Below are 25,436 nucleotides of genomic sequence, written 5' to 3' on the forward strand. Positions count from 1 at the left end.
CGAGCCCCCGCGCAGAGATCTTAGGCCGCTCGCGTCGGGAGCGCTTGTCAGTCAACCCTCACACACCACGGAGCCCCGGCGCGATGCCGGGGCTCCGGGCGGGCGTCCGAGATGTCGGCAGCCTCGAATTCGGGGAGGCTACTCCGAGGAGCCGGATTCGGACGACCCAGTTCCGTCGGACGCCGCGTCTCCCGACGAGTCGGAGTCGTCGGTATCCGTGGAGTCCTCGGATTCGGCGGCGTCCTCGTCGCCCTGTCCGGCGTCGACCGAGTCGGCCTCGTCGGCGTCCTCGACGGCCTCATCGATGGCGTCGGGCTCGTCGACTTCATCAGCCTCGTCGATGACCTCAGCTTCGTCGTCGCCCGTGCTGGAGCCTGTGTCGGCGTCCTCGCCGACGGCGCCGAGATCCTCGCCGTCGTCGCCCTTTGCCTCTGTCTTGAGGTCGGCATCGTCAACCTCGACCGATTCCTCGGCGGGCGCGGTGACCTCCGCGGCGTCGTCGGTCTCTTCGACCGCCGCGGTGAGCGTACGCAGCGCGCTGGTCTCGACGATGTCGTTGCGGCTGTAACCCCGGTCAACCATCTCCTTGAGTTCGGCCTCCATCGGCGCGAGGAACGGGAGGAGTTGAACCAGAGGGAGTTTCGCGGTGGGAATCAGGTACTTCGTCGTCGTTCCGCCCAGCTCGTTGACGTCGATTTCGGTGATGTACTCGTCCTTGAGGTCAGCGAACATCATCGGTATGTGCACGAAGATGCCGCCGGCCATCGCGTTGGCGACCGCCACGAAGTTCCACCAGCGATCCGGGAAGTCTGCCATGCCGTCGTACTCACCGGTGACCTCCTTGACGTCGTACTTCGTCTCCGGTGGCGGCTGGTAGGTGTAGTCGTAGCGGCTGTTGTAACGGGCCTTGTCGATCAGCTTCTGCCGGCTGGAGTCGGCGACCACGATGAACGTCAGCTGATCGGCCGCGGGCGCGTCGGGGTCTGCCGCGAGCAGGCGGAGCACCTCCGTGACGACCAGTGAGCCGGCCGACAGACCGACGATCTTGACCTGCTCGCCGGGGGCGAGCTTGCCGATCGCGGTGTCGATCTCGGTGTTGAGGTTGGTGATGCCGATGGCGATCGACTCACCGAGGGTGTAGGTGTCGCCGCTGTACGGCTTCGCCTCGGCGGGCCAGTAGATGCTGACACGCTCCATCCCGTGCAGCTCGTCCTTGAGGATCTGTGCCATCACCAGGTCGTGCATCGTCGGCGTTGCCAAGCCACCCACCACGAGCCCGGACGGGGTGGCCAATCCTGGCGTTGCGGTTGACAGCGCTATCGCAACTGAAGCAAAGGCGGTGCCACAGGCAACCCCGGCCTTTCGTAAGCCTTTACGCATGTGATCTCCCCGATTCGTGACTGTGAGGTGACTCGCCGTCACCGGCGCAACATGAGCATATTGCGCGGCAGTCAACCTTTGCGCAGCAAAAACTTAATATTTCTAATCGGTGGAATTTCAGCAAACGTTGTTTATATTGCTGTGATTAGTGCTTTATAGTATCTCTACATTGGTAGAGCGCCGAATGTCCCGCATCATGGGAAATTTCCTACGGCGGCGTAGGTAAGGTCAGAAGTTGCAGTTGAACTGGGGATAAAATTAAGCACGGTGTCCAAAGTATTCGCCGACAGCCAAAATTGCACTGTTGTCATTCACGTCGACCGCTAACCGAGGGGAAGGGCGAGCAGTTGGTAGCCAGCCGCCGAGTTGCAAAAAAAAATTGTTGGTCTGTACCAACTGCTGCAGCACATGCTTTCAAGTGGTGAACAGGGTGTGAACATTGCGCGGCGGGGATGGACACCTGTCCATGACGTGATAGGGCGTGAGTGGAACGGCGCCGCGCGACACGTGTGCACGGCCTGCGCGAGGGGCAAACGGATCGAACGGCCGCGCGGCAGCACAGCAACATCTCGCGATCTTGCTCGCGAATCCGGCTCGGGTGTGGGCCGCAGAGCCCGCCGCGAGCCGGGTCGGTGGACCGCATTCGAACACCGGGGAGGTGGGGAAATCCCTAGCTCAACGGGCGTACGCCGCCGACGTCGGCGGAGCGGGCGGCCGGCCGCGTCACCCCGATGATGAGCACGTCTCGATAGCCGATACCGCCCATCACCCAGGAAACGAAAGGATTTCGGCCGGCAAGAGTTTGCTGCACAGGTCTGCCGTGGGGCCGGGAGTGCGGTATCGTCCACCCCGGTCGCCGCGATCCCAGGTGGCTTCACTCCTCGAGAAGGACGGTCTGTGATACGCGCGACGAAGGCGGCGATGACCGCGGCCACGCTGCCATTTGCGGCACTCCCTCTGATGTTCCTGGGTCCGGTGCCTCTGGCCGCGGCGACCCAGGTCATCCCCGAGGGGCCGGCGACGGTGCTGCATCACGGCCCGACACCCTGGGCGATGGACGAAAACCTCGGCGGCGCGCTCTGCGAGCAACCCAAGCTCTGCCGCGAGGTCTACTACCAGTGGATCGTTCCGCTGGGGCTGGTGGAAGTCGGCGTCGCCGAGAACGTGCGCGCGCTCAACTCCGCCATCAAGCGCGTGTCCAGCGATCCGGAGGCGCCCGAGGACACGATCGTCTACGGGTTCAGCGGTGGCGCCCGGGTGGCGTCGAAATGGCTGCAGGACCACGGAAGTGACCACGAAGAGAGCGACGCCACGCCGTCGCCGGACGACCTGTCGTTCGTTCTGATCGGCAACGGAGGTCGCAAGTACGGCGGGCTCAACGGCTGGTGGTACGGCGATGCCCTGCTCACCCCTACCGACACCGACTACGCCGTCGTCGACATCGCCCGCGAGTACGACCCGATCGCCGACTTCCCGAAGAATCCGTTCAACCTGCTCGCCCTGGCCAACGCGATCGCGGCCTTCGACTACATCCATATGACCTACGACGAAGTCGATCTCGACGACCCCGAGAACATCGTGTGGACCGAGGGGAACACCACCTACGTGCACGTTCCGACGGAGAACCTGCCGTTGCTCCAGGGTTTCCGGAACTTCGGCCTTGGCTGGCTGGTCGACAGCTGGGAAGAGCCGCTGCGAGAGATCATCGACCAGGCGTATGACCGCACCTGGCTCGAGGGCAAGCCGGCGCAGGGTGAGCAGGGTGACCCGACGTTGCAGGCGGTGCTCGGCGATCAGGAGGCCCCGCGCAGCGCCACCAGCTCGCTGGTCGACGCCACGGAGCCCGTCGAGGACGAAGCCGACCAGGACGAGGCCGCCCTGGATGGAGCCGCCGAGGACGAGGCCGCCCAGGATGTAGCCGCCGAGGACGAAAGCGCGCCCGATTCTGATTCCGAAGAGTCTGATTCCGACTCTGGTTCCGACGGCTCCGACGAGACGGCCGCCGAGGAACCTGAGGAGACGTCCGGCGACGAGGACACCCCCGTCACCGGGGGGAGCGGTGACGAAGGCGACGGCGACTCCGGCTCGGACACCGCGGCGGACTCCTCCGGCGATGAGAGCTCCGCTTAGAAGCGACGAATCACGTTGCGCCACTGAGGCCGCTATCCTTCCCGGGTGGCATCCAAAGACGTGGCTCAACTGTCCGGGAAGGTCGTCTTCATCACCGGCGGCGCATCAGGGATCGGGGCGGCGCTCACCGCGCGACTCGGTGCCGCAGGTGCCCAGGTGTGGATTGCCGACCGTCAGTTCGGGGTCGCCGAGGAACTCGCGCAGCGACTGAGAGACACCGGTGCACGGGTTCACGCCGTGGAACTGGACGTACGCGACCCGGCGGCCTTCGCGACGGCGATCGCCGCGACGGTCCAGACCGCCGGGCGCATCGACTACCTGTTCAACAACGCGGGCATCGGCATCGGCGGCGAGGTCGACACACTGACCCTCGACGACTGGAACGACATCATCGACGTCAACCTGCGCGGGGTGGTGCACGGCATCCAGGCCGCCTATCCGATCATGATCCGGCAGGGCAGTGGCCACATCGTCAACACCGCCTCGATGGCCGGGCTCGTCACCACCTCGGCGCAGGCGGGCTACTCCGCCACCAAACACGCCGTCGTCGCCCTGTCCAAGACGATGCGGGTGGAAGCCGCCACGCACGGTGTGCGGGTGTCGGTGCTGTGTCCGGGGGTGGTCCGCACACCGATCCTGTCCGGGGGCGCCTACGGGCGCAACAAGAGTGTCAGCCGCGAGGATCTGGTCAAACTGGGCGAGGCGCTGCGCCCGATGGACGCCGACGATTTCGCGGACAGAGCGCTGCGCGCGGTGCTCCGCAACGAGGCGATCATCGTCGTACCCCGATGGTGGAAGGCGCTGTGGTATCTGGAACGGCTCTCGCCCGCACTGTCGATGCGGACCGCGGCAGCAGCGCTCAAGCGCACCCGCGAAGTGCAGTCAGCCGTACCGCCGCAATAGCCGACGTTCTTTGCGCGGACTCAGCGCCGCCAGTCGGATGTCGCCGCCGTAGTGGGCGAGGACCCGCCGGTCCATGACGCGCCGCCACAGCGGCGGGAACAGCGCCAACAGCACCATCGTCGCGTAGCCCGACGGCAGCTGGGGCGCCTCGTCCGCGTGGCACAGCGCCTGGTAGCGCCGATGCGGGTTGGCGTGGTGGTCGGAGTGGCGCTGCAGGTGGAACAGGAAGACGTTGGAGATCACCGAGTTGCTGTTCCAGCTGTGCGAGGGCCGGACCTGCTCGTAGGTGCCGTCGGCGCGGCGCTGCCGCCGCAGCCCGTAGTGCTCGAGATAGTTGATCGACTCCAACAAGCAGATCCCGACGACCGCCTGGCCCAGCAGCCAGGGCAGCACCTCCACGCCGAACCCGGCGACCAGCACCGCGAACAGCGCCGCGGTCATGAGCCAGGAGTTCAGCACGTCGTTGCGAAGTGTCCAGGGCGACTTCCCGTGCCGGGACAGCCGTCGGCGCTCGAGCCTCCATGCCGAGCGCAGGGAGCCCAGGACGGACCGGAACTGGAACGTGTAAATGCTCTCACCCAGGCGTGAGCTGGCCGGATCCTCGGTGGTGGCGACGCGGGCGTGATGGCCGCGGTTGTGTTCGACGAAGAAGTGACCGTATCCGGTCTGCGCCAGCGCGATCTTGCTGAGCCGGCGCTCCGACCGCGCCCGCTGGTGGCCGAGCTCGTGGGCGATGTTGATCGCCACACCCCCGATACCACCGATCGTGAGCATCAGCCCGACCTTGTCGACGTCGCTCATCGCCACTCCGCCGCCACCGCTCCACAACCAGCACGCCAGCACCAGGGACACGTACTGGGCAGGCAGGTACAGGTAGGTGGCCCAGCGATAGAACCGGTCGTTCTCCAGCCACGTGAGCGCGCTGTCGGGCGGATTGTCGGCGTCGGGACCGACCAGATAATCCAGAGTCGGGATCACGAGGAACATCAGGGCGGGGCCGGACCACCAGAACACCCCCGCACCCGTCAGGGCTGCCGCTGCCCACGACATGGGCACGAGCGTGGGGATGACCAGGCCCAGCAGCCAGCCGTAACGCTTCTGGTCACGCCAGGCCTGAGCAACTACCGGTGCCCGGCTGTGCCGCTGCGGTGAGCGCTGCTGAATCGGCATCGTCCGAAGTGTCCCCCTCTTAGCCGAACCGTCTTCCGATCATCGCAGCATCAGGCGACGATTGGGTAACGCCGTCATACCAGTGGTGCCCGCCGCAGGCAATCTCGTCAGCGAAGTGACCCTATCCTGCGCTGACTGGCTGCCATCGGAACGTCGTTTGCTGGGCGCCTGCTCAATGCCCGTGTGCGTCCGGTTCGTGACCGACGCAGCGCGGGTGTGCAGCAAAGCGATAGATCACGAATCCCCCCAATTCTCGCGTGCCAGCGAGACAAATGGGTCCACCGACTCGCCGTCGATGTTGCGCTTCACGATGTCAGACAGCGACGTCGTGGATTCGATGACGTCCATGCCGGCGCGCGAGAAGGTGTCCGGCGTGTGCAGGTTCGGGTCCAGCAGGGGATTGGTGAGCGCCTGGGAGAACGCGTCGACCGCGACCATCGTCGCCATCAGCGGCGGCAGTGTGGCGTTCTGGCGGACGTCCTCGGCGAACAGTCCCGGGAAGAACTCCACTTTGTCGATGTCGTCGCCGTAGCAGGCCCGCAGCGCGTCGCGCACGTCCCGTTTGGCCGACAGATCCTCGAACGAACGCAGCCGGGGATAGCCGCAGCTGTGGCGGTAGTCGTTGTAGGAGGCCAGCTTCGCCGCGCGGCCCACCTCGATCGACTTCGCCTCGATCGGCAGCATGAACGGGTCGGTGTTGAGCAGGCTGATCGTGCTGCACGGCTGACGGGACGCTTCGTCGAACAGCTTCGCCAGGCCGTGGGTGGTGACCGGGCGGGTGTCCCACTGCAATTCGGAAAACGGTCTCCGCTGCCCTCCGACGCGCACCTTCGTGGGGATCAGGCTGTGCCAGCGGTAGAGCAGGTTGAACTCGGTCGACATCCAGTTCTGCCGGAACCACCGTTCCTGCGCACCGAGACCGGGCTCGACGAACAGCGGGAACTTGATCGGCGTGATGTGGTTGATGTACTCCTCGATGACGATCTTGATCAACAGCACGATCATGGTGTTGCGCGTGGTCTCGAACACCTGGTCCGAGCTGAAGCACGGGTTCTGCCTGCCGATCAGCCGCGCGACGCGGTTGTGTTCCCGCAGGAACAGGGTGCTCATCATCACGAAGCCGTAGTGGATGTTCCCGCGGCGGATGCCGAGCGCGAACAGATGCGGCTTCAACTCCTCTGTGATCTTCTCGATCTCCGTGGTCTTGGGATCATCCCCGGATACCAGCTCCAGGCGCTCGAAGCGCTCGTCGACGGCCCCGTCCCGAAAGTAGTACGGCGGAAACTCGTGCCCGTCGACATCGGAGGTCAGCAGCAGCCCGTGGTCACCGCGGAGCATGTCGGTGACGGCCCTGGTCTGGCCGTAGAGCTGGCTCAGATCGATGTCGTGGGTGGACGTGTTTTTCAGCGGGTTCGTCGGATCGGTCCGCAGGAAACCGTCGACGAACCACTGCGCGAACAGCGGGAAGAGCAGCGTCGACTTCTCGGAGACGATGTTGTGCCCGTCGGGTCGGGCGAACAGTTGCGCGACGGCGGCGACCGGCGGCCTGCCGTCGACGATCAGGCCGGGATCGGCCCTGAGATAGCGGCGATTCCAGGTGCGGTCCCTCAGCGATTCCCACGACGTGTAGTCGCCGAGGGTGCTCAACGCCCCCGGCCGGGTCTTCATCGTGTAGACGGCCCCGTTGATCAGCCACCGGTTGACGAGCGAGTTCACCTTCGGCGTGCGGCGCAGCGCCAGCCAGATGCGTCTGCCGTGCGTCGTCAGCGCGACACGCACGCCGTTCTTGACGCCGTACTTGCGCCAGAACCCCCCGGCCACGAGCGTAAATATACGTCTGCGGGCCCCGGCTGTGGCAGGCTCGGGCGATTCTCAGGACAACATCGACGAGATGGCCGCCGCCAGTTCCGGGGACGCCGAGGTGCCGAGGTTCTGGTAGTTGCCACCGGTGATCTGGGCGACGGACTCCCAGGTGGCCCGATCGGAGTCGTCACCGAAATCGATCACGTTGACCGCCACCGGGCGGTCCCGGTTGAAGGCGCCGCGGATGTAGTCCTGCAGGCCCGCGGCTCCCAGCGACTGGTCGGTGTGTGGCCCGGTGGTGATCACCAGGACCGAATTCTTCTGGCCCTCACGGTATTTCGTCGACGCGTCGGTGTAGACCAGGCGCAGCGTGGTGAACGACACCGCGCCGCCGCCGGACGGGGACTGCGAGTCCAGTGCCGCGGTGAGCGCTTCCTTGCGCGGCGCGCCGTCCACCGGCTCCGACAGCGGTCCGACGCTGACCGCCGAGCGTCCCTGGACACCGTCGAACGTCCACAGCCCGACCCCGGAATCGGCAGGGAGCACCGCGATGCGGGCCTTGAGGGCGTCGATGACGTTCTGCAACCGCGAGGCCCCGCCCTCTTCGACGGGCATCGACTGGTCGAGCATGACGGTCACCGTCGGGCTTCCCACCGGAGTGGCCAGCGTCTCCGCGATCGTGGACCGCAGCGCGTTGTCCCCGACCTCCAGAGGAGCGGACACCGGCGCGAAGTCGACGACGTCACTGGCCGGAGGCGCCGTGCCCTCCACCCGGAAGCCCGCCTTGGCCAACTCGCCCAGCTGTTCGGGCTTGCGCATGAACCGGGCGAACTCGCTGGCCGCGGTGACCTGTTCCTGGGACAGCCAGTCCCCGGCCAGCAACACGGTGGGGAAGTCGGCGGTCGCCGTCGGTCCCGGTGGAATCCAGGCGGCCAGTTTGTCCTTCGAGTCGGGCAGCGAGGATGCGCGCTGGAACACCCGCTGCTCGGTGGTCACCACCGCGTGCACGGGTGCGGCGGCCTGGTCGGCGGCGCCGACCAGGGCATCGATGGCCGTGCCCGCATTGGGGTCGGCCAGCTCCGGCGCACCCGACATCACCGTGCTGACCGCGCCGAGACCTGCACTGGCCGGTGCCCCCGAGGGTGCCGCGGCGGCGGCGATCGCCTCGGCCGCCAGATAGGAGGCATCGCTGTCGTCGCCGAGCGGCAGCGCCAGACGCAGCCCACCCCACCCCTGCAGGCCGAGGCCGTCCAGCGCGGCGGGATCGGTTTGCAGCCTCGGAAGCGTGCCCCAGTTCTGTTGACCCAGAGCATCTTTGAGCGCAGGCGCGACGGCGAGCACGACGGGCGAGGTCACCAGCGAGCGGCTGTCGCTGACCGTCTCGGCTCCAGTCGCCGCCTCGAGCCGGGCGCCCGACACCGAACTCGCCGGAATCCACAGCGCCGGACGTTCACCGAGATCGCCGGGCCATTGTCCGGAGAAACCGTTGAGCACCTGGTCGGAATCGGCGGACTTCACGCCCACCTTCACGCAGCGGTCGCCGACAGGGGCGGCTGTCTCGTTGTACCGCTCGGCGAGCGCAGCGACCGGCTCGGCGATCGCGGGATCAGCGACGACGGCGACGGCGACCTCGCCCTCCACACACCGCGCGGCCGCTACATCGGAGCGCCCGGACAACGCGTCACCGACGAAACGCCAGACGATGACGGTGGCCACCACCACGACGACGGCGACCAGGGCAACGATCACGCCGAGGCTCACCTTGCGCCGGCCCGGTGTCACCGCCCGGTGGCTGCCGGTCCATTCGCCGCCCTCCCAGCCACCGCTGTGCTGCGGACCCGACCGGGGTGCGGTCGGGGAGCCGGGTGTATCGGAGGCTCGGAAGCCGCCAAACTCACCGGAGTCAGCGGATTCGCCGAAGTCGCCGAAACCCCTTGCGGGCGAGCCGGACTGGTCCGACTCGTCGGGGTCGGGGAGGCTATGCCTTCCCATGCCGTCCTATGCCCTGTCCTTTGCCCTGTCCCAGGCCTCGTCCCAAGCGCACGTCAGCCAACGTTACTAGCCGCCTTGAACTCCCTGCGCCTGCGGTGCAGGATCGGCTCGGTGTAGCCGTTGGGCTGATCGGCGCCGGACAGGATCAGCTCCTGGGCCGCCTGGAATGCGATGCTGCCGTCCGGATCGGGTGCCATCGGCCGGAAGTCCGGATCCGCAGCGTTCTGCTCGTCCACGACCGCGGCCATCCGGCGCAGGCTCGCCTTGACATCCTCCTCGGTGATGACACCGTGGCGCAGCCAGTTGGCCAGCAGTTGACTGGAGATACGCAGCGTGGCCCGGTCCTCCATCAGCGCGACGTCATGGATGTCGGGAACCTTCGAGCAGCCCACACCGGCGTCGATCCACCGCACCACGTAACCGAGGATCGACTGGCAGTTGTTGTCGACCTCTTCCCGGATCTCTTCGGGCGCCCAGGCCAGCTCCTTGGCCAACGGAATGGTCAGCAGTTGATCCACCGTGCCCCGTCGGGTGCCCGCCAGCTCGTTGTGCACCGCGAAGACGTCCACCTCGTGATAGTGCATGGCGTGCAGCGTGGCCGCGGTCGGCGACGGCACCCACGCGGTGGTGGCGCCGGCCCTGGGCTGACCGATCTTCTGCTCGACCATGTCGGCCATCAGGTCGGTCATCGCCCACATACCCTTGCCGATCTGGGCCCTGCCGGAGAACCCGGTCTCCAGGCCGATGTCGACGTTCTGGTTCTCGTAGGCGGCGATCCACTCGGTGGACTTCATCGCGCCCTTGCGGATCATCGGGCCTGCGTCCATCGAGGTGTGGATCTCGTCGCCGGTGCGGTCCAGGAAACCGGTGTTGATGAACACCACCCGGTCGGCGGCGGCCTTGATGCACGCCTTGAGGTTGAGCGTGGTGCGGCGCTCCTCATCCATGATGCCGACCTTGAGGGTGTTCTGCGGCAGGCCGAGGACGTCCTCCACCCGGCTGAACAACTCGCAGGTGAAGGCCACCTCGTCGGGGCCGTGCATCTTGGGCTTGACGATGTAGATCGAACCGGTGCGGCTGTTGACCAGCGGCCCGTTGCCGTCACCGGTGCGCAGGCCGTGGATACCGATCAGGCTGGTGAACAGCGCGTCCTGGATGCCCTCGGGAATCTCGTTCCCTTGGGCATCCACGATCGCGTCGTTGGTCATCAGGTGGCCGACGTTGCGCACGAACAACAGGCTGCGGCCGGGCAGGGTGAGCTCAGTCGCGCCGTCCGGGCCGGGATTCGCCGCAGTGTAGGTGCGGTCGGAGTTCAGCACGCGGGTGAACGTCTTGCCGCCCTTGCTGACCTCTTCGGCGAGGTCGCCGCGGTTGAGGCCGAGCCAGTTTCGGTAGCCGAGCACCTTGTCGTCGGCGTCGACCGCGGCGACGGAGTCCTCGAAGTCCATGATCGTGGTGATCGCGGACTCCAGCACGACGTCCTTGATGCCGGCCTTGTCCGTCGCGCCGATGGGGGCCTCGGCGTCGATCAGGATCTCGATGTGCAGGCCGTTGTTGACCAGGAGCACGGCCGTCGGCGCCTCGGCGTCACCGAGGTAGCCGACGAACTGTTCGGGCGTGCCCAGGCCCACGGTCCCGCCGTCGTCCAGCGTGGCGGCGAGCTGACCCTCGTCCAGCTTCAGCCCGGTGATGTCGGACCACGAACCCGACGCCAGCGGAACCGCGCCGTCGAGGAAGCGTCGGGCGTAGGCGATGACCTTGTCGCCGCGCACCGGGTTGTATCCGCTTCCCGCCTCGGCGCCGCCCTCGTCGGAGATGACGTCGGTGCCGTACAGCGCGTCGTACAGCGAGCCCCACCGAGCGTTGGCCGCGTTGAGCGCGAAACGCGCGTTGAGGATCGGCACCACCAGCTGCGGTCCGGCGGTGGTGGTGATCTCGTCGTCGACGCCCGCGGTGGTGATCGAGAAGTCGGCCGGCTCGGGTTCCAGATAGCCGATGTCGGTGAGGAACTGCTTGTAGTCCTCGGGCTCGAAGCCGCCGATCACCCGCGCCCGGTGCCACCTGTCGATCTGCGCCTGCAGATCGTCGCGGCGGGCCAGCAGATCCTGGTTCCGTGGGGTCAGGTCGGCGACGACCTTGTCGACGCCGGACCAGAACGTGTCGGGGTCGATGTCGGTGCCGGGCAGCGCCTCGTTGTTGATGAAGTCGTACAACACGGGGGCGACGCGCAGGTTACCCACCGTCACGCGATCGGTCATGATTCCTCCCTCGCCTGCGCATGCGCCTGCCGCCTGCACTTTCGGGGAACCAGCTTACCCACCGGTAGCAGGGCTAATCCGCGGTGGCGGTGTCCCGCAGCGCTTCGCAGTGCTGTAGCAGCCGGGTTCGCAGCGGTGCCGCGCGCGCACTGATCGCCTCCTGCGCGCGCGTGTATTCGCGCCTGCCAGCAGGCGTTTCGACGGCGATCGGCTCGAAACCGAAGGCGCGCAGGTCGTAGGGGCTGGCCCGCATGTCGAGAACCCGGGCGTCCGCGGCGAGCTCGAGACAGTCCAGCACCAGCCCGGATTCGATCAGCGGCCCCAACTTGACCGCCCACTTGTAGAGATCCATTCCCGCGTGCACGCATCCCGGTTGCTCGAAGGCGATCTGGCTCTGGCGGGTCAGCTGCTGGGCGTTGCGGTCGACGGCCGGCTCGGTGAAGAACCGATATGCATCGAAGTGGCTGCAGCGCAACGGCATTGACTCGACCACCGCATCGGTTCCGTCAGACCCGAGGCGCAGCGGAACGCCGCTGTGACGCACCGTCGGGGCCCGGTAGACCATTGCCCATTCATGCATCCCGAAGCAGTTGAACCTGGCCGGGCGGGATGCGGTGGCGCGCAGCAGATCGGCGATGAAGCTCACAGTGGACATGCGGCTGTGCAGATAGTCTCCGCCGACGGTCACCCCGCCGTCCCGGCGTACGTAACCGGCCCGGCCGAGATAGCACGCCGCCGCTGCGCCGTCGAGGAAGACACCGTGGCCGGGATGCCAGACCCGCAGCTGACCAGGTCGCACGCTGTAGTAGGTGAACAGGAAGTCGTGGACCGGATGAGCCTGACCGGCCCGGCGGCGCTGCAGATGCGGCGCCAGGAAGCCGTCGGCGCGGCGGCGGTGCCCGGCGGCACGGTCGAGCCAGTCGGCCTCCGACAGTCGGGTGCGGAACTCAGATGCGGTGTGTGCTGTCACGGACGGTTCCCACCAGGTCCTCGACCAGGTCTTCCAATGCCACCATCGCGGTGGGGGTGCCGTCGCCGGCGGTGACCAGCGCCAGGTGGCTGTTGGTGCGCCGCAGCCGGGTCAGCGCGTCGGGCAGCGGCAGCGAGGCGGGCACCCGCGGCAATGGTCTGACCATCGACGTCTCGATCACCGCGGTGCCGCCCGAGTCGCCGGCGACCAGCGGCAGCACATCTTTGATGTGCAGGTATCCGATGTAGGCGCCGGTGGGGTCGGCGACCGGGAAGCGGGAGTATCCGGTCTCCTTGAGGGCTTCCTCCAGCGCGCCGACGGTCGGGCCCGCACCCTCCTGGGCCACCGGTACGGCGCGGATCTGGTGCAGCGGCATGGCGACGTCGTTGACCACCCGGTTCCGGATCTGCAGGGCCCGGGTCAGCCGGGTGTGTTCCTCGGGGTCGAGCAGGCCCTCGGAGAGCGATTCGGCGATCATCTCGGACAGTTCCACGGTCGAGACGGTGACGTCGAGTTCGTCCTTGGGTTCGACGCCGAAGGCACGCAGCGTCGCGTTGGCGCACCAGTTGTAGAACGCGATGAACGGGCGCGCCATCCGGATGTACACGAGGTAGACCGGGATCAGCAGCATCGCCGTGGACTCGGGCCCGGCGATGGCGATGTTCTTCGGGACCATCTCGCCGAGCAGCACGTGCAACGTCACCACGATGGACAGCGCCACCAGGAACGACACCGTGTGCAGCACCGCGTCCGGGATGCCCACCAGCCCGAACGGCTTCTCCAGCAGGTGGGCCACCGCAGGCTCGGCGACGCGACCCAACAGGATCGAGCACACCGTGATGCCGAGCTGGGAACCGGCGAGCATCAGCGAGAGGTTCTCGCCGGCCCTGATCACGGTCACCGCGCTGGACTTGCCCTGCTCCGCCAACGCCTCCAGCCGGTCGCGGCGCGCGGAGATGAGCGCGAACTCCGAGGCCACGAAGAACGCGTTGGCGCCCAGCAGCACGAAGGTCAGCAGCACACCGAAGACGTCACCCACGGCTGTCTCCCTTGCGGCCGAGTTCGGTCAGCCGCAGCTGGTCGATGCGGCGGCCGTCCATCTTGACCACGGTCGCCAGCCAGTGCACCGGATCCTCGATCGGGCCGTCCGGGTCGAAGGCGATCAGCTCCACCGACTCGCCTTCCTCCGGTATGTGGCCGAGCTTCTCCAGCACCAGACCGCCGATGGTTTCGTAGTCGCCTTCAGGTGCCCGGAACTCGGTGCCCTGAGCCACCTCGTCGATGCGCAGCAGACCGGAGACCTGCCAGCCGCGGCCGGCCTGCACCACGTCGGGCGGTTCGACGTCGTGTTCGTCGCGCACATCGCCGACGATCTCCTCGATCAGATCCTCGACCGTCACCATGCCCGCGGTGCCGCCGTATTCGTCGACCACCAACGCGGTCTGCAGACCGTTGGCGCGCACCTCCGACATCACCGCATCCCCGTCGAGCGTCGAAGGCACCTTGGTGACGGGCTGGACCAGGGTGGCCAGCCTGGTTGTCGCGCGGGCGTCGGCCGGCACGGCGAACACCTGTTTGACGTGCACCATGCCGACGGTTTCGTCGAGGTCACCGCGGATGACGGGGAAGCGGGAGTGGCCCGTTCGGGTCGCGGCGTCGCTGAGGTCGGCGACCGTGTCGTCGGCCTCCAGCGTGTCGATCTTGGACCGCGGCGTCATCAGCTCTTCGGCGGAGCGGTCGCCGAACTGCAGGGAGCGGTCCACCAGCAGCGCCGTGACCGGGTCCAGCGATCCGCGTTCGGCCGAGGACCGCACCAGCGACACCAGCTCCTGGGGTGAGCGTGCCGAGCGCAGTTCCTCGGCCGGTTCGATGCCGAGCCGCCGCAGGATCCAGTTCGCGGTGCCGTTGGTCAGCCGGATCAGGGGCGTGAACAGGAACGAGAACATCAGCTGCAGCGGTGCCGACCACCGCGCGGTCGGCACCGGGCGGGCCACCGCGAGGTTCTTGGGCACCAGCTCGCCGAACACCATCGAGATCGAGGTGGCGATCAGGATGGCGAGGGTCAACGCCAGACCGCCGACGAACCGGTCCGGGATCCCGATGGCGGTCAGGCCGGGGTGGATCAGCCGGGCGACGACGGGTTCGGCCAGGAAACCGGTGGCCAGCGTGGTGATGGAGATGCCGACCTGCGCTCCGGACAACTGCGTCGACAGCGTGCGGTGGGCACGCTGCACCATCACATCGCGGCGGTCCCCTGAGCGGACGTTGGCCTCGACGGTGCTGCGTTCGAGCGCGGTCAGGGAGAACTCCGCGGCGACGAACACCGCGGTTCCCGCGGTGAGCAGCATGAACGCCAACAACGCCAGCAACGACAATGTGCTGCTCATCGCGGTGTTCCCGACGGGAGGGCAGTAGAGAAGCCGGGCTGTGAGCCCGGCCGACTAGAGGAGGGCTCGGCCTCGGGGGGCTCGTGGTCAGACCGCTCGGCGTGTATCGCCGGCTCGGATGGGCCTCCATCCAGTGCCTGCGGCACCTGGTCCCTTTCGTCTCGGTGCGGACGGTTCGCGGCAGCGTGGCGCGCGCGAATTCGTCTGATGGTCAACACATGTTAGCCGAACCGGGCAGTGGCCCGTGCCGGCCGCCGGGACGGGAAGTCGCCAGAGCGAGTAATGGTAGGTTTGCCTACATCAGTCAGGCGCGCCGCGCAGGATCGCCGTGCACGGAAAGACGGAGTCCACCACCGATGTCGAACTCGCGATTTGCCGGCGTACTCGCAGTGATCACGGCGATGCTGGCACTCACCGCATGCGGGTCAGGGTCACAGTCCGAGGACGCCGACAAGATCGTCGTCTACGCCGGCCGCAGTGAAGCGCTCATCGCGCCGTTGATCGAGCAGTTCACCGCCGACACCGGCATCGAGGTCGAAGCGCGCTACGCCGGTTCCGGCGAGCTGGCCGCCCAGCTGATCACCGAGGGTGACAAATCCCCCGCGGACGTGTTCCTGTCCCAGGACGCCGGCGCGCTCGGCGCCGTCTCCAAGGCCGGACTCTTCGCCCCCATCAGTCCCGACACGCTGGCCGCGGTGCCCGCGCAGTACTCCGCCGCGGACGGCACCTGGGTGGGCGTGTCAGGGCGCGCGCGGGTCATCGTCTACAACCCGACCCTGGCGCCGAACCCGCCGGACACCATCGACGGCCTGCTGGCGCCGGAGTGGAAGGGCAAGATCGGATTCGCGCCGAGCAACGCGTCCTGGCAGGCCTTCGTGACCGGCCTTCGCGTGCTGCGTGGCGACGACGGCGCCGAGCGGTGGTTGCGGGCGTTCAAGGACCAGGATCCCCAGGCGTTCGAGAACAACGTCGCGGTCCGCGACGCCGTCAACTCGGGACAGATCCCGCTGGGCCTGGTGAACCACTACTACCTCTACGAGCTGATCAACTCCAAGGGTCCCGACGCGGTGGTCGCCGAGAACAAGTTCATGGCCCCGGGAGATCCCGGCGGTCTGATCAACGTCGCCGGGGTGGGCGTCCTGAAGGCCGCGCCCAACCCGGAGGGCGCGCAGGAGTTCGCGAAGTACCTGGTCGGGGAGTCGGCACAGAAGTACTTCGCCCAGGAGACCGCCGAGTACCCACTCCTCGCGTCGGTGCCGCCGTCGGCGGAGATGCCTGCCCTGGCCGACCTTGCGCCACCGGCGGTCGACCTCTCGCAGCTCGACGACATCGAGGCCACCCAGGAGCTGCTGGTCAAGACCGGCCTGCTGACGAACTGACGGGTGCCGGTCATCACGGCCCGTTCCCGCCCGCCGGCGCTGCTGCTGCTACCCGCCGCACTGGTGGCGGCGGGCACCCTCATCCCACTGGTCTACCTGGTCGAGCGTGCGCTCGGACGCGGCTGGCCGTTCGTCTTCGACGAACTGTTGCAGCCGCGCACCGCTGCGCTCGTCGGCCGGTCCCTGCTGCTGGTGGCCGTCGTCACCGCCGCCTGCGTCGTTCTCGGCGTGGGGCTCGCGGTGCTGGTCACGCGGACCAATCTCAGGGGCAGGCGCGCCCTCGCCGTCTCGTTGACGCTGCCGCTGGCGATGCCGAGCTATCTGCTCGCCTACCTGTGGGTGTCGGCATATCCGACCATCACCGGCTTCTGGGGCGCCGCGCTGGTGCTCACCCTGGTCAGCTACCCGTTGGTGCTGCTGACCACCATGGCGGCGCTGGCACGGGTGGACCCCGCCCAGGAGGAGGTCGCCCGCTCGCTTGGGTTGGGGGGCGTGGCGGTGCTGTTCCGGGTGACGCTGCGGCAGGCGCGGCCGGCGATCGCGGCAGGCGCACTGCTGGTGGCGCTGTACGTGCTCAGCGATTTCGGGGCCGTCGCGGCGATGCGGTTCGAGGCGTTCACCTGGGTCATCTACGGGGCATACCGCTCGGGCTTCAACCCGTCGCGGGCGGCTGTGCTCTCTCTCGTGCTGATGTTGTTCGCGGTCGCGCTGGTGGTGGCCGAGCATCGCGCGCGCGGCCGGGCGGCAGCCTCACGCATCGGTGGTGGCAGCCCCCGTCCCGCGCCGCTGAACCGGCTCGGCCCGTGGAGCCCCCTCGCGCTGCTGGTGCCTGCCGCGGTGTTGGCCGCCGCCGTCGCGGTCCCCACCGTGGAGCTGGCGGGCTGGCTGCTCACCGCCGGACCCCGCTGGGACGTGGCGGAATGGCTCGACGCGCTGGGTTCGACGGTCTGGCTGTCGGCCGCGGCCGCGGTGGTGTCCACGGCGGCGGCGCTGCCTCTGGGCGTGCTGGCCGCACGTCACCGCGACCGGGCGACGAGGACCCTGGAAGGCGCGAGCTATGTGGCACACGGGCTTCCGGCGATCGTCATCGCGATCTCGATGGTCTCGCTGGGCGTGCTGCTGCTGCGACCGATCTACCAGCGTGAGCCGCTGCTGATCCTCGCCTATACGGTGCTGTTCGTGCCCATGGCAATCGGCTCGATCCGCGCCGCGGTGGAGGCCGCCCCGATCCGGCTTGAGGAGGTGGCGCGGTCGTTGGGTCGCCCCCCGGTGCGGGCATTCGGTGCCGTGACGGCCCGGGTCGCTTTGCCCGGTATCGCGGCCGGGGCGGCTCTGGTGCTGTTGACCTGCATGAAAGAGCTTCCGGTGACGCTGTTGCTGCACCCGACGGGCACCGACACCCTGGCCACCCGGCTGTGGGGCTACAGCTCGGTCAGCGACTACGCCGCCGCGGCGCCCTATGCGGCGGCGCTGCTGCTGTTCGCCGCGGTGCCCACCGCGGTGCTCGGGATGTGGGGCACCGACGATGCCGGGGTGCGCAGTGACTGACGCCGCCGCCGTCAGCGCCCGCGGCATCCACAAGGCCTTCGCGGGTCGCACGGTCCTCTGCGGTGTCGACCTGGAGATGGCCGCAGGGTCGATCACCGCGGTCCTCGGCCCGTCGGGTTGCGGCAAGACCACGCTGCTGCGCATCCTGGCCGGCTTCGAGAACCCCGATTCCGGAACGGTGCGCATCGCGGGGGAGACGGTCGCGGGCGACGGCGCGGCCGTGCCGGTGCACCGTCGCAGGGTGGGCCTGATGCCGCAGGAAGGGGCGCTGTTCCCGCACCTGAGTGTGGGGGAGAACGTCGCGTTCGGGCTCGGCCGGGCCGACCGGGCGACAGCCTGCGCCCAGGTCGCGCACTGGCTGGACGTCGTCGGGCTGGAAGGGTTGGCCGACGCCCGCCCCCACGAGATCTCCGGCGGGCAGCAACAGCGGGTGGCGCTGGCCCGGGCACTTGCCGCCCGGCCCAGGGTGCTCCTGCTCGACGAACCCTTCGCCGCGCTGGACGCCGGACTGCGGGTCCGTGTCCGCGAGGACATCGCCACCATCCTGCGTGACACCGGCACCACCGCTCTGCTGGTCACCCACGACCAGTCCGAAGCGCTGTCGCTGGCCGACTCGGTGGCACTGCTGATCGACGGCGTCATCGCCCAGCACGGCACCCCGGCCGACCTCTACGAGCGCCCCGGAACGCTGGCCAACGCCCGGTTCATCGGCAGCACAGTCGAGATCGCGGGCACCGCGGACGCGGGGACGGTCCACACGTCGCTCGGACCGCTGCGCACCCGCGGGCCGGTGGCCGACGGTCCGGCCGTGGTGGCGCTGCGGCCCGAGCAGCTGCGATTCGGAACCGGCCTGTCCGGGACGCCCGGGCGGGTGACCGCGCGGCGGTTCTACGGCGCCGACACCGTGGTGCACGTCGCGCTCACCGACGGCACCGCGTTACGGCTGCGCAGCCCGGTCCCGACCGGGCTGGACGACGGGTCGCCGGTCACCATCGAGGTCGCCGGCGACGTGCTGGCCTACCCGTCACCAACCAGTGGGCAACGGGTGCCCCTCGGCGAAGCCGGCAGCTGACTGCACCCCGACCACGGCCTTCTCGTGCAGCTCCGACAGCGTCGTCGCCCCGACGTAGGTGCAGGTGCTGCGGACACCGGAGGTGATGTGGTCGATGAGGTCCTCGACGCCGCCGCGCACCGGGTCGAGGTACATCCGCGAGGACGAGATGCCCTCCTCGAACAGCGCCTTCCGGGCCCGGTCGAAGGAGCTGTCGCCCGCGGTGCGTGCCGCCACGGCCCGCTTGGAAGCCATCCCGTAGCTCTCCTTGTACGGCTGGTCGTCACGGTCGCGCATCAGGTCACCGGGGGACTCGTAGGTGCCCGCGAACCATGACCCGATCATCACGTTGGACGCGCCCGCCGCGATCGCCAGCGCTACGTCGCGCGGGTGCCGCACACCACCGTCGGCCCACACATGGCCGCCGAGTTCTCTTGCGGCTGCGGCACATTCGACGACAGCCGAGAACTGCGGGCGTCCGACACCGGTCATCATCCTGGTGGTGCACATGGCGCCGGGGCCGACACCGACCTTGACGATCGAGGCGCCGGCGCTGATCAGGTCGCGGGTGCCCTCCGCGGACACCACATTGCCCGCGGCCAACGGCAGGCCGAGCTCGAGGGCGGCCACCGCCTCGACGGTGTCGAGCATCTTCTGCTGATGTCCGTGTGCGGTGTCGATCACGAGCACGTCGACACCGGCCTCGGCGAGGTCGCGCGCCTTGGCGCCGACGTCGCCGTTGATGCCGACCGCCGCGGCGATCCGCAGTCGCCCGTCGGCGTCGACGGCGGGGGTGTAGATGCCGGCCCGGACGGCGCCCGTGCGGGTCAGCACCCCGGCCAGCGAACCGTCGGCCTCGGTCAGCACGGCAACGTCCACCGGGGCATGCTCGAGCAGGTCGAACACCTTGCGCGGATCCGTCCCGACGGGGACGCTGACGAAATCGGAGACCACCACGTCGCGCACCCGGGTGAACCGGTCGACGCCCGCGCAGCTGGCCTCGGTGACGAGTCCGATCGGACGATTCTCGAAGAGGACGACCGCCGCCCCGTGCGCCCGCTTGTGGATCAGCGCGATCGCATCGGACACCGAGTCGTCGGGCGACAGCGTCACGGGCGTGTCGACGACCGTGTCCCGGCTCTTGATGAAGTCCACGGTCTGCTTGACCGCCGACACCGGAAGGTCCTGCGGCAGCACCACGATGCCGCCGCGGCGGGCCACAGTCTCGGCCATCCGGCGGCCGGCGACCGCGGTCATGTTGGCGACCACCACCGGGATCGTCGTGCCCGAGCCGTCGACCGTGGACAGGTCGACGTCGAAGCGTGACAACACCTCGGACCGCCCCGGCACGACGAACACATCGTTGTAGGTCAGGTCGTACGGCGGCCGCTGGTCATCGAGGAACTTCACACCCCGAGTCTAGTGGCGCAACTCAGGCCTCGACCTCGCTGCGGTCACCGCTCCACAGCGTGTGGAACCGCCTGGTGGGGTCGGTGTCGATACGGCCGTAGGTGTGGGCGCCGAAGAAGTCGCGAAGCCCCTGCGTGAGCGCCGCGGGCAGCCGCTCGGTGCGCAGCCCGTCGTAGTAGGACAGCGCCGACGAGAACCCGGGGATCGGGATGCCCAGTTCGGTGGCCTTGATCACCACGCGGCGCCAGCTGTCGACGGCGGCTTCGATCGCGTCCCGGAAGTACGGGTCGACGATCAGGGTGGGCAGGTCCGGATCGTTGTCGAAGGCGTCCTTGATCCGGTTGAGGAACTTGGCGCGGATGATGCAACCGCCGCGCCAGATGGTCGCCATGTCGCCGGGGGTGATCCCCCAGTTGTATTCGGCCGATCCGGCCTGGATCTGGTTGAAGCCCTGGGCGTAGGCGATGATCTTCGACGCGTACAGCGCCTGGCGGATGTCTTCAACGAATTGCGCTGCGGCTTGACCGTCCGCGGGCACGCGCTCACCGAGCCTCCCGGAGGCCAGCCCGGTGGTGGCCCTGCGCTGGGCGACGGAACCCGACAGTGCGCGGGCGAACACCGCCTCGGCGATGCCGGTCACCGGCACGCCGAGGTCGAGCGCGGACTTGACCGTCCAGCGGCCGGTGCCCTTCTGTTCGGCCTCGTCGAGGATGAGATCGACCAGCGGCTTGCCCGTCTTGGCGTCGGTCTGGCGCAGCACCTGCGCGGTGATCTCGACCAGGAAGCTGTCCAGGTCGCCGGAGTTCCACTCGTCGAAGACGTCGGCGATCTCGGGTGCGGTCTTGCCGAGACCGTCGCGCAGCAGCTGGTAGGCCTCGCCGATGAGCTGCATGTCCGAGTACTCGATGCCGTTGTGCACCATCTTGACGAAGTGGCCCGCACCGTCGGGGCCGATGTGGGTGCAGCACGGCACCCCGTCGACGTGGGCGGAGATCTCCTCGAGCAGCGGGCCGAGGGACTCGTAGGACTCCTTGGGGCCGCCGGGCATGATCGAGGGTCCGTTCAGTGCGCCCTCTTCGCCGCCGGAGATGCCCGCGCCGACGAAGTGCAGACCGCGCTCGCGGATCGCCTTCTCCCGACGGATGGTGTCGGTGTAGAGGGCATTGCCGCCGTCGATGATGATGTCGCCTTCCTCCATGGCGTCGGCGAGTTCGTTGATGACCGCATCGGTCGGGTCGCCCGCCTTGACCATGATCAGCACGCGGCGCGGCTTCTCCAACGCGTCGAGGAACTCGGCGATGGTCTCGCTGCGGACGAACTTGCCTTCGGTTCCGTGCTCGGCGAGCAGCGCGTCGGTCTTGGCGATGGAGCGGTTGTGCAGTGCCACGGTGTAGCCGTGCCGCGCGAAGTTGCGGGCGATGTTCGACCCCATGACAGCCAGGCCGGTGACACCGATCTGCGCCGTACCCGTGGTGGACTGCGACGAGCTCATGAACGGATCCCTTTCGTTCGTTGAATGCGGCACCGCAGAATCTACGGGGCCGCGTCTACGCCGAGAACAGCCTCTGGAGCTCGGTCAGCCACGGCACTGCCAGCGCGACCGTCGGCACGACCAGTACCGCCGCGGCGGTGATGTACGCGCCGGCGGCAAGGATCCTGCTGTTGGGCGCACCGCCGAGGCGGCGCACCCGAACCACCGTGGTCGGTCCGCCGGCGGCCAGCGCGCCGCGGGGAGCCCGGCCGGAGGCGCAGGCCACGAGTGCCCGCGCCAGCGGGGTCGGACCCTCGGCCCGCACGGCGGCGTCGTCGGCGAGCAACTCGATCAGCAACCGCACGGCGTTGAGCGCGTGCCCGCTGCGGACCAGCCGCGGGAAGGCGGCATGGACCGCGGTGAACATCTCGAGCACCAGGTCGTGGCGGGCCCGCAGGTGGGCGTGCTCGTGTTCCAGAATGGCGGCCATTTCGTTGTCGGACAACGCTTTGAGCGCACCCTCGCTGACCACGACACGGCTGCGGACCCCGGGCAGGCAGTAGGCCAGTGGTTCGGCGACGTCGAGAATGCGCAGGCCGGCGCCCGACCGGTGCCGGTGATCGTGGGAGCCGACCAGATCGACCACCATGCGGTGGTGGGCCCGACGGCGGCGGGTGGCGATGGCGACCTGCAGCACCGACACGATCAGCCTTGCGCCGATCATCAAGGTGAGGACGAAGACGACCACGTACGCGGTCCACAGCGGCCAGCCCAGCACCTCGATCTCACTGACGATGGTGGCGGTGGGCCTGCCGTCGGGACCGGGCACGAAGAGCCGGCTCGCGATCGCAATCCCGGCCGAGAATGCCGACAGCACCGCGGCCAGCGCGATCGACTGCCAGAGCACGATCGCGGCGCGGGGGGCGCGCAACGGCCATGACGCTCTGGCCAGCAGCGCAGGCACCGGCCCTGACAGCAGCAGGGCGACGATCGTGAAGGCCAGCGCGGACACGCTGTAAGTGTCTCTCAGGCGGTACCCGGATCGCCAGCCGGTCCTCCGGTGCGGTGCTTGTCTTCGAGCTCGGCGAGCGCGCGGCGCAATGCAGCCGCCTCATCTGCCCCGACCCGCTCGACGAAATGCACGAGTGCGGCCTCCCGGCTACCCGAATCGGCGGCCTGGTCGAGCGCATCCACCATCAGCCCCGCGACGAGTTCGTCGCGGCCGTGGGTCGGCGCGTATCGGTGCGCGCGGTCGTCGCGGTGCTGCACCACCAGGTTCTTCTTCGCGAGGCGCTGCAGCACGGTCATGATCGTCGTGTAGGCGAGATCGCGGTGGGCGGCCAGGGCTTCATGCACCTGGCGCACGGTTTGCGGCTCGCCTGCGGACCACAGGTGGTCCATGACGGAACGCTCGAGTTCCCCGAGCCTCGTCAGCTTGGCCATCTTCCGTTCATCTCCTACTGGCAGTAGGTCAAAAGCCTACTACGTGATTACTACCGCGTGTCGTACCAAATTACGGCCCCGGCCTTCCGCTGCGACGGATGGCCTCGCGGATGCCAACGTCACCCGCGCCACCGGCGCGTCCGCCCACCCCTGTGAGTCCGACCACAGGGTCTGGCCGCCGGGGTGCCCATGACTATAGTAAGGCTAACCTAACTCAAGAGCTGGGCTGTAAGGAGGTGTCATGACGGTTCTCGTCGAGGATCCGCTGATTGCGAGCATGGCGATCGGTCAACCGCTGCCGATACACGAATCGAGCCGCCGACTCCGGGAGCTGTACCCCGAATGCCCGCGCGTCTACGGAGTCGCCGTGATGGGCGATCTGTCGCGGCGACGTTGGTGGCCGCTGGCGGAGATCGTCACGACGGACCGCCTGAACACCATGTTCGACGCCGCCCTCGTCGAAACCGAGAGCTCTGTCGCGGTGACCCAACAGTTGGCCGCCACGTTCGCTCATGTCGTGGTCGGTCGGGTCACTGCGCTCCTCGCCCTGGAGGGGCGTGCGTGGGACACCGGTCTGGAGAACCTGTGGGTGCACGTCGACTCCGAGGGCTCCATCGACTGGGTCGGGGTCGCCGATCCGACGGTGCGGGCACTGCCGGACGATCCCGTCTTCGCAAGCCGCGGGAGGAGGTGCCGCTCGACGGGCGATGGGATCGTCGCGCTGCCCAGCGAAGCGGCGCTGACGACCTGGGTCGCCCACCGCAGTCATCGCGCGCTCGGGCCGATCTTCGACAAACTCGCCGCGGTCAGCGCGGGGGCGGTCCCGGTCTCGGCGATGTGGCACATCGTCGGTGGCACGGTCGTCAGCGTGGCGACGCAGATCCCACTGCTCTCCGGCGCCAGTGAGGTGGTCAGCATGCGGCGAGGGCAGGCCGTGCTCGATGCGCTCGTCGGCTTCGGACTGCCGGTGCGCGGTACGTCGCGGGCGAATTGCGGGAAGGTCTTGCTTAATTAGGCAAGCCTTGCCTATGCTTTGAGCATCGGAACCAACGGACCGCGCCGGAGTCGCTGAGGGCTGCAGAGACCCCCGGTCCGACCGAAGGAAGGGCCCCACGCCATCGGTGTGGGGCCCTTCCGCTTTCGCCGGTGTCTCGCGGCGACCCCCGCGTCGGATCCGGCCGGCCGGCCGTGTAGACACGACGCGTGACGACTGACGTTCCCGAGGGCCTCGGCGAGGGATTCGACAAAGAACTCGGCCTGACGTATCTGGAGATGACGCCCGACGGCGGACGCGCCCAGCTGGAGATCACCGAAAAGCTGTTGCAGCCGTGGGGGATCGTGCACGGCGGTGTCTACTGCGCGGTGATCGAGAGTCTGGCCAGTGTGTCCGGTCACGTGTGGCTCAGCCAGAACGGCGGCGGCACTGTCGTCGGTGTCAACAACAACACCGATTTCCTGCGCGCGATCCGGTCGGGCACGGTCACCGCGACGTCGAGCCCCATTCACCGCGGGCGCCGCCAGCAACTGTGGCTGATCACCATCACCGACGAGGCCGACCGGGTGGTGGCCCGCGGACAGGTAAGGCTCCAGAACATCACCGATGCGTAGCGTCGAATCCGGTTCCGATGCGTAGCGTCGAATCCGGTTCCGATGCGTAGCGTCGAATCCGGTACCGATGCGTAGCGTCGAATCCGGTACCGATGCGTAGCGTCGAATCCAGTACCGATGCGTAGCGTCGAATGCGGTACCGATGCGTAGCGTCGAATAGGGGCGCAGACGACAGCCGCAGGTTTGCGCGCTGCTGACAGCGCTGTGTCGTGGCAGGATCGCCCACTATGCGTTTGACGCCGCATGAACAGGAACGGCTGCTGCTCTCGTATGCCGCCGAACTCGCCCGCCGCCGCCAGGCGCGTGGCTTGAAGCTGAATCATCCCGAGGCGGTGGCGGTGATCACCGACCACATCCTCGAAGGCGCCCGTGACGGCCGCACCGTGGCCGAACTGATGGTCAGTGGCCGCGCGGTCCTGGGCCGCGCCGACGTCATGGACGGTGTCCCCGAGATGCTTCACGACGTCCAGGTGGAGGCCACGTTCCCCGACGGCACCAAGCTCGTCACCGTCCACCACCCGATCCCGTGAGGC

General features: G+C 68.2%; 20 protein-coding genes. 8 read left to right on the plus strand and 12 right to left on the minus strand.

The genetic code is table 11. The annotated features are described in order from the left end of the window. Nucleotides 1-138 precede the first annotated feature (138 nt). Nucleotides 139-1,269, minus strand: coding sequence for a PE-PPE domain-containing protein (locus tag BN976_RS18340; protein WP_308212950.1), 1,131 nt, complete (start codon nucleotides 1,267-1,269; stop codon nucleotides 139-141). Nucleotides 1,270-2,277: 1,008 nt separating this feature from the next. On the opposite strand from BN976_RS18340, the gene BN976_RS18345 reads away from it, so the two are divergent. Together BN976_RS18345 and BN976_RS18350 are read left to right on the plus strand one after the other, a co-directional pair. Next, nucleotides 2,278-3,510: a PE-PPE domain-containing protein gene (locus tag BN976_RS18345; RefSeq protein WP_084182332.1), complete on the plus strand. Its 1,233-nt coding sequence runs from the start codon at nucleotides 2,278-2,280 to the stop codon at nucleotides 3,508-3,510. Between the two features lie 45 nt (nucleotides 3,511-3,555). Then, nucleotides 3,556-4,413: an SDR family NAD(P)-dependent oxidoreductase gene (locus BN976_RS18350; protein WP_036372779.1), complete on the plus strand. Its 858-nt coding sequence runs from the start codon at nucleotides 3,556-3,558 to the stop codon at nucleotides 4,411-4,413. On the opposite strand, the gene BN976_RS18355 is transcribed toward BN976_RS18350, so the two are convergent. The 7 genes from BN976_RS18355 to BN976_RS18385 all read right to left on the minus strand — a co-directional run bounded on the left by BN976_RS18355 (nucleotide 4,393) and on the right by BN976_RS18385 (nucleotide 14,993). Beyond that, complete coding sequence (locus BN976_RS18355; RefSeq protein ID WP_036372781.1) at nucleotides 4,393-5,583, minus strand: alkane 1-monooxygenase; 1,191 nt, start codon at nucleotides 5,581-5,583, stop codon at nucleotides 4,393-4,395. The genes BN976_RS18350 and BN976_RS18355 overlap by 21 nt on opposite strands. A 234-nt stretch (nucleotides 5,584-5,817) precedes the next feature. Beyond that, nucleotides 5,818-7,404 (minus strand): peroxidase family protein, encoded by a 1,587-nt coding sequence (locus tag BN976_RS18360; RefSeq protein ID WP_011780306.1) that lies wholly within the window; start codon nucleotides 7,402-7,404, stop codon nucleotides 5,818-5,820. A gap of 51 nt (nucleotides 7,405-7,455) precedes the next feature. After that, a complete protein-coding gene (locus BN976_RS18365) occupies nucleotides 7,456-9,378 on the minus strand; it encodes a vWA domain-containing protein (protein WP_036372782.1) in 1,923 nt (640 codons plus the stop codon). Nucleotides 9,379-9,431: 53 nt separating this feature from the next. Beyond that, entirely contained in the window at nucleotides 9,432-11,636 is a 2,205-nt protein-coding gene (locus BN976_RS18370; RefSeq protein ID WP_011780304.1) for a malate synthase G, read from the minus strand. Between the two features lie 73 nt (nucleotides 11,637-11,709). Further along, nucleotides 11,710-12,606, minus strand: coding sequence for a hypothetical protein (locus BN976_RS18375; protein WP_036372784.1), 897 nt, complete (start codon nucleotides 12,604-12,606; stop codon nucleotides 11,710-11,712). Continuing rightward, complete coding sequence (locus tag BN976_RS18380) at nucleotides 12,584-13,645, minus strand: hemolysin family protein (protein ID WP_011780302.1); 1,062 nt, start codon at nucleotides 13,643-13,645, stop codon at nucleotides 12,584-12,586. The genes BN976_RS18375 and BN976_RS18380 overlap by 23 nt, the downstream gene beginning before the upstream one ends. Further along, nucleotides 13,638-14,993 carry a hemolysin family protein gene (locus BN976_RS18385; RefSeq protein ID WP_036372786.1) on the minus strand — a complete coding sequence of 452 codons (1,356 nt, stop codon included), beginning with the start codon at nucleotides 14,991-14,993 and terminating at the stop codon, nucleotides 13,638-13,640. The genes BN976_RS18380 and BN976_RS18385 overlap by 8 nt, the downstream gene beginning before the upstream one ends. A 356-nt stretch (nucleotides 14,994-15,349) precedes the next feature. Here BN976_RS18385 and BN976_RS18390 point away from each other — a divergent pair, with 356 nt between their 5' ends. The 3 genes from BN976_RS18390 to BN976_RS18400 are packed head-to-tail and all read left to right on the plus strand — an operon-like array spanning nucleotide 15,350 to nucleotide 18,992. Beyond that, nucleotides 15,350-16,372: an iron ABC transporter substrate-binding protein gene (locus tag BN976_RS18390; protein WP_011780300.1), complete on the plus strand. Its 1,023-nt coding sequence runs from the start codon at nucleotides 15,350-15,352 to the stop codon at nucleotides 16,370-16,372. 3 nt (nucleotides 16,373-16,375) lie between these two features. Beyond that, nucleotides 16,376-17,920, plus strand: a complete 1,545-nt coding sequence (locus tag BN976_RS18395; RefSeq protein ID WP_375167618.1) for an ABC transporter permease — start codon at nucleotides 16,376-16,378, stop codon at nucleotides 17,918-17,920. Further along, nucleotides 17,898-18,992 (plus strand): ABC transporter ATP-binding protein, encoded by a 1,095-nt coding sequence (locus BN976_RS18400; protein ID WP_036373207.1) that lies wholly within the window; start codon nucleotides 17,898-17,900, stop codon nucleotides 18,990-18,992. Before BN976_RS18395 ends, BN976_RS18400 begins: the two co-directional genes overlap by 23 nt. On the opposite strand, the gene BN976_RS18405 is transcribed toward BN976_RS18400, so the two are convergent. From BN976_RS18405 to BN976_RS18420, 4 genes are read right to left on the minus strand one after another with little or no spacing between them, the layout of a single operon-like run. Next, nucleotides 18,945-20,381, minus strand: coding sequence for a GuaB1 family IMP dehydrogenase-related protein (locus BN976_RS18405; RefSeq protein WP_036372788.1), 1,437 nt, complete (start codon nucleotides 20,379-20,381; stop codon nucleotides 18,945-18,947). The genes BN976_RS18400 and BN976_RS18405 overlap by 48 nt on opposite strands. A gap of 22 nt (nucleotides 20,382-20,403) precedes the next feature. Beyond that, complete coding sequence (gene gndA / locus BN976_RS18410; protein WP_036372790.1) at nucleotides 20,404-21,873, minus strand: NADP-dependent phosphogluconate dehydrogenase; 1,470 nt, start codon at nucleotides 21,871-21,873, stop codon at nucleotides 20,404-20,406. Nucleotides 21,874-21,928: 55 nt separating this feature from the next. After that, nucleotides 21,929-22,864, minus strand: a complete 936-nt coding sequence (locus BN976_RS18415) for a M56 family metallopeptidase (RefSeq protein ID WP_011780295.1) — start codon at nucleotides 22,862-22,864, stop codon at nucleotides 21,929-21,931. Nucleotides 22,865-22,878: 14 nt separating this feature from the next. Beyond that, entirely contained in the window at nucleotides 22,879-23,295 is a 417-nt protein-coding gene (locus BN976_RS18420) for a BlaI/MecI/CopY family transcriptional regulator (protein WP_011780294.1), read from the minus strand. Between the two features lie 241 nt (nucleotides 23,296-23,536). Between BN976_RS18420 and BN976_RS18425 the strand changes: the two genes are divergently transcribed. The 3 genes from BN976_RS18425 to BN976_RS18435 all read left to right on the plus strand — a co-directional run bounded on the left by BN976_RS18425 (nucleotide 23,537) and on the right by BN976_RS18435 (nucleotide 25,433). Next, on the plus strand, nucleotides 23,537-24,310 hold the full coding sequence (locus BN976_RS18425; protein WP_036372793.1) for a hypothetical protein: 774 nt from the start codon (nucleotides 23,537-23,539) through the stop codon (nucleotides 24,308-24,310). A 188-nt stretch (nucleotides 24,311-24,498) separates the two neighbouring features. Next, nucleotides 24,499-24,903: a PaaI family thioesterase gene (locus BN976_RS18430; RefSeq protein WP_011780292.1), complete on the plus strand. Its 405-nt coding sequence runs from the start codon at nucleotides 24,499-24,501 to the stop codon at nucleotides 24,901-24,903. Between the two features lie 227 nt (nucleotides 24,904-25,130). Then, a complete protein-coding gene (locus tag BN976_RS18435) occupies nucleotides 25,131-25,433 on the plus strand; it encodes an urease subunit gamma (RefSeq protein WP_011780291.1) in 303 nt (100 codons plus the stop codon). The last annotated feature ends 3 nt before the right edge of the window (nucleotides 25,434-25,436 follow it).

It is taken from the genome of Mycolicibacterium austroafricanum, from assembly GCF_000612725.1.
Lineage (GTDB): Bacteria > Actinomycetota > Actinomycetes > Mycobacteriales > Mycobacteriaceae > Mycobacterium > Mycobacterium austroafricanum.